This window comes from Brevundimonas sp. EAKA (assembly GCF_000698025.1).
Taxonomy (GTDB): domain Bacteria; phylum Pseudomonadota; class Alphaproteobacteria; order Caulobacterales; family Caulobacteraceae; genus Brevundimonas; species Brevundimonas mediterranea_A.
Map to the genome: position 1 here is coordinate 1 of NZ_JMQR01000178.1, position 4967 is coordinate 4967.

4 protein-coding genes are annotated in these 4967 nt (G+C 66.8%); 1 reads left to right on the plus strand and 3 read right to left on the minus strand.

Annotated features, from left to right (window positions below):
- Positions 1-58: 58 nt before the first annotated feature.
- Together ER13_RS16110 and ER13_RS16115 are read right to left on the minus strand one after the other, a co-directional pair.
- A complete protein-coding gene (locus ER13_RS16110; protein WP_035310901.1) occupies positions 59-796 on the minus strand; it encodes an arginyltransferase in 738 nt (245 codons plus the stop codon).
- 114 nt (positions 797-910) lie between these two features.
- Entirely contained in the window at positions 911-1810 is a 900-nt protein-coding gene (locus ER13_RS16115; protein WP_035310903.1) for a flagellar motor protein MotB, read from the minus strand.
- 128 nt (positions 1811-1938) lie between these two features.
- Here ER13_RS16115 and ER13_RS16120 point away from each other — a divergent pair, with 128 nt between their 5' ends.
- Entirely contained in the window at positions 1939-2799 is an 861-nt protein-coding gene (locus ER13_RS16120) for an NAD(P)-dependent oxidoreductase (RefSeq protein WP_035310905.1), read from the plus strand.
- 23 nt (positions 2800-2822) lie between these two features.
- Here the strand turns inward: ER13_RS16120 and ER13_RS16125 are convergent.
- The coding region (locus ER13_RS16125) for a S9 family peptidase (protein WP_035310908.1) at positions 2823-4967 on the minus strand (2145 nt) is incomplete at its 5' end.

Sequence of the window (4967 nt, forward strand, 5' to 3'; positions counted from 1 at the left end):
CCCCCAACCCGTCGCTGCGCGACGCCCCTCCCCGGACGGGGAGGGAGAGGCGGTTCGCCTAGTCCTGCAGCCGCGCCCAGCCGAGCTTGCCCAGCACTTCCATCGGGCGAAAGCCCGACTTGTAGTCCATCTTGTCGGAGCCCTGGACCCAGTAGCCCAGATAGACGAAGGGCAGGCCGACCTGGGCGGCCTGGCGGACGTGGTCGAGGATGGCGAACCGGCCCAGGCTGCGGCGCTCCATCGTCGGATCATAGAAGCTGTAGACCATCGACAGACCGTCCTTCAGCAGGTCGGTCAGGGTGACGGCGACCAGATCGCCCGGTCCGCCGTCGGTCGAGGCCAGGCGATATTCGATCAGATGGGTGCGAACCGTCGTGTCCTCGACCATGGCGACATAGTCGAGCCACCCCATGTCGCTCATGCCGCCGGTCGGGTGGCGGGTGGTCAGATAGCGGCGCAGCAGCTGGAACTGTTCGGTCGTGGCCTCGGCCTCGACCAGGCTGCGCGACAGATCCGCGTTGCGGGTCAGAACCTTGCGCTGCGACCGGGTGAAGGCGAACTCGGGCACGGGCAGGCGGACCGAAACACAGGCGTCACAGGCTTCGCAGGCCGGGCGATAGGCGATGTTCTGACTACGGCGAAAACCGGCGATGGTCAGTTCGTCATTGACGTGGGCGCCGTCCGAAAAGGGCAGGTTGGCGAAGACCTTGCGCTCGGTCTTGCCGGGCAGATAGGGACACGGCGCGACCGAGGTCATGAAGAACCGGAGCTGTCGTGTCGGAACATGCTGCGTCACGGCGCTAGATCCGCATCCGATCTTGCCGAGAGTGTGACGGTCGAAGGCTCATTCGTGGATTTGGCGTCATTCCTCGCCGGGCCGCAAGCGCGTTCGCGCCACAGCCGAGCGGGATCACAGCGAGGTGTCCATCGGCAGGACCGGCGCCTCGCGCAGCAGGACGATGGCGATGCGGCGGTTGCCGGCCAGGGTCGGGTCGTCGGGATAGAGGGGGTCCGAACCCGCTTTGCCGGCGACGGAATAGACCCGGTCGGCGTCCACGCCGGCGCTCTGAAGCACCAGACGCGAGCCGTTGGCCCGTTCCGAGGACAGGGTCCAGTCGGCCGGACCGCTGGCGCGATTGGAGCCGGGCGTGGCGCTGGTGTGGCCGGTGATGGAGATGCGGTTCGGCAGCTGGTTGATGACCTTGGCCACGGCGCGCAGCAGGACCTGAGCCCGGGCGTTCGGCCGGGCCGAGTTGTTGTCGAACATCGAGCGGCCCTCCTGATCGACCAACTGGATGCGCAGGCCCTCGGGCGTCTGATCGACGATCAGCTGTTTCGACAGCTCGGCCAGTTCCGGCATCGACTGCATGGCCTGACGCAGGGATTCGGCGGCGCTGGCGAACTCCGCCGCCTCGCGCTTCTGGATCTCGGCCTGGAGCGCGGCCTCGCTGGCCGATGCGAGATTGGTGCTGGAACCGGCGGTCGTGGCGTCAGCCGGGGCCTCGGGCGCGAGTTGCTCGAGCACCGACTGGGATCCGGAGCTCTTGGGGCCGTCGTCGCCCAGGGCCGTGCCGCCCAGTATGCCGCCCGAACCGGAGGTGGTTTCGGAAACGCTGGCCGGAGCGAAATACTCGGCTATGCCTTTCTTCTGCTCCGGATCGGTCGTGTTGATCAGCCACATCAGCAGGAAGAAGGCCATCATGGCGGTCACGAAGTCCGCATAGGCCACCTTCCAGGCGCCGCCATGGTGGCCGCCGCCGGAGACCTTCTTGACCTTCTTGATGAGGATCGGACGATCGCTCACGGACATGGACGCACCCCGGGAATTTACTGTCCCAATGTGGGGCGCCGAGGTTAACCGGGCGTTGATCCGCGCCACAGCGGCTTGAACCCCCGCTCGACCCGGCCTAGTCCGTGCCCTGAAACACGGAGCCAGTCATGAAGATCGCATTCGCCGGCCTGGGCGTCATGGGCGCCCCGATGGCGCGTCACCTGGTGCAGGCCGGCCATGATGTCGTCGGCTTCAACCGCACCATATCCAAGGCGCAGGCCTGGGCCGAGGCGACGGGCGGCCGCTTCGCGAAGACGGTGGCCGAGGCGGCGCACGACGTCGATCTGTTCATCCTGTGCGTCGGCAATGACGACGACGTGCGCGCCGTCGTGACCGAGGGGCTGCCGCATCTGGCTGAAGGCGCTGTGATCGTTGATCACACGACGACGTCGGCGAAGGTGGCGCGCGAGATGGCGGCGTTGGCCGAAGGGCAGGGGCGGCGCTTCGTCGACGCCCCGGTGTCGGGCGGTCAGGCGGGCGCCGAGAACGGCCAGCTCAGCGTCATGGCGGGCGGCGACGCCGGGGCTCTGGCCAAGGCGGAACCGGCGCTCCAGGCCTATTCCAAGGCGATAAAGCATATGGGGGCGGCCGGATCGGGCCAACTGACCAAGATGGTCAATCAGATCGCCATCGCCGGGGTGGTCCAAGGCCTGGCCGAGGCGGTGCATTTCGCCCAGGTCGCGGGCCTGGACACCGACGCCGCCTTTGACGCCGTCTCCAAGGGCGCGGCCCAGAGCTGGCAGATGGACAACCGCTGGAAGACGGCCGCCAGAGGCGAGTTCGAATTCGGCTTCGCCGTCGACTGGATGCGCAAGGATCTGGGCCTGGTGCTGGACGAGGCGCGGTCGAACGGGGCGCGTCTGGCCCTGACGGCCCTGGTCGATCAGTTCTACGCCGAGGTCCAGGCCATGGGCGGAAATCGCTGGGACACCTCCAGCCTGGCGGCGCGACTTCAGTCGAAGGACTGAAGTCGCGCAAGGGAAGTGGCGGATCAGGCCGCTTCCCAGCCCTTTTCGACGGCCCAGACGGCGAAGGCGTAGTCGTGGGCGACCTCTTTCAGATAGTCGAACCGGCCGGCGGCGCCGCCGTGTCCGGCCTCCATGTTGATCTTCAGCAGCACAGGCTTGCCCGAGGTCGTCGCCGGACGCAGCTTGGCGACCCATTTTTCAGGCTCCCAATAGGTGACGCGGGGATCGGACAGGCCGCCGGTCGCCATGACAGCCGGATAGGCCTTCGGCCCCACCTGATCATAGGGGCTGTAGCTCATCATATAGTCGTAGGCCTCCGGGTCCTCGATCGGATTGCCCCATTCGGGCCATTCCGGCGGCGTCAGCGGCAGGGAGGTGTCGCTCATGGTGTTGATCACATCGACGAAGGGCACCTGGCCGATGACGCCGGCCCACAGGTCGGGCCGCATGTTGTTGACAGCGCCCATCAGCAGGCCGCCGGCCGAACCGCCCTGGGCGACGATGTGTCCGGCGGTCGCGTATTTCCGGTCGATCAGGTGTTCGGCGGCGGCGATGAAGTCGGTGAAGGTGTTCTTCTTCGTCATCCGGCGGGCGTCCAGGAACCAGCCCCAGCCCTTGTCCGAGCCGCCCCGGATATGGGCGATGGCGTAGATCCAGCCGCGATCGACCAGCGACAGCCGGTTGGTCGAGAAACTGGCCGGCATCGGAATGCCGTAGGAGCCGTAGCCGTAGAGCAGCAGGGGCGCCGAACCGTCCACCGGCGTGGATTTACGACGCAGCACCGTGACCGGCACCAGCTGTCCGTCCGAAGCGGGGGCGTTCAGTCGCTCGACCACATAGTCCGCAATATTGTGGCCCGACGGAATCTGCTGCGTCTTGCGCAGGGTCCGCTCGCGCGTCGCCATGTCGTAGTCGAAGGTCTGGGTCGGGGTGGACGGCGAATTGTAGCTGTATCGCGTGTTGGTCGTCTCGAACTCGGACGCGCCGGACAGCGACAGGGCGAAGGCGGGTTCGTCGACGGCGATCTCATGCTCGGCGCCGGCGCGGTCACGGATGATGATCCGGGTGTTGGCGTCGGCCCGTTCCTGGCGAGCCAGGTGATCCATCGTCAGGTCCAGGCCTTCGATGAAGCGGCCGGGCGTGTGCGGCACCAGGTCGGTCCAGTGGGCCTTGGCCGGCGTTGCGGTCGGCGCCTGGACGATCTTGAAGTCGATGGCGTCGTCCGCATTGGTTCGGATCACCCAGCGGTCGCCCCAGTGATCGGCGTCGTAGCGGAGGGCCACCACGCGCGGCTCCAGGACGACCGGCGTCGCGGTCGGGTTCGCAGCCGGGATGTAGCGGGCCTCGGACGTTTCCTGATTCTGGATGCCGATGACGATGAACTGGTCGTCGGCGGTGCGGCCGACGCCGATGAACATGCCGTCGTCGGCCTCTTCATAGACCAGGGTGGCTTCACCGCCGCGCGCCGGGCGACGGAAGATCTTGTCCGGGCGACCGTTGTCGTCGCGATTGGTCCAGAAGATCCACTGGCTGTCGGGCGAGAAGACGAAGTCGCCGGTGGCGCTGTCGATCACGTCGGGCAGAACTTCGCCGGTCGCCAGGTCCTTGACGTAAATCTTGTGGACCTCGGAGCCCTGGGCGTCCTCGGCATAGGCGAACAGGCTGTGGTCCGGGCTGTGGCTCGCGGCCGACACTTCCGAATAGGCCTTGCCCTCGGCGAGTTCGTTGGCGTCGAGGAGCAGTTGAGGCGTGGGCGCGACGACGAAATTCTTCGTCACCGGCTGACCGTCCACCATCCACGCGCCCTGGCGTTCGACGCGCATGTAACGGGGATGCTGGTCGCCGGTGCGGTATTCGACGTAGTAGTTCCAATCGCCGTCCGGGGCCGGAACCGAGCTGTCGTCCTCCTTGATGCGACCGCGCATCTCGGCGAACATCGCCTGCTGCAGCGGCAGGGTGGAGGCCATCATGGCCTCGCGGTAGGCGTTCTCCGCCGTCAGATGTTCCTTGACCTCGGTCTTGATCAGGGTCGGATCGCGCAGCACGGCCTGCCAGTTGTCGTCCTTCATCCATTGATAGTCGTCGGTCCGGGTGCGGCCCAGTTGTTCGATGACGACAGGGATCTTCTTGGCGACGGGGGGCTGGGGCATCGAGGGTCCGGTAGTCTG

Coding starts and splice junctions, on each gene's coding strand:
- ER13_RS16120 (WP_035310905.1), top strand. CDS start 1,939: ATGAAGATCGCATTCGCCGGCCTGGGCGTCATGGGCGCCCCGATGGCG.
- ER13_RS16115 (WP_035310903.1), bottom strand. CDS start 1,810: ATGTCCGTGAGCGATCGTCCGATCCTCATCAAGAAGGTCAAGAAGGTC.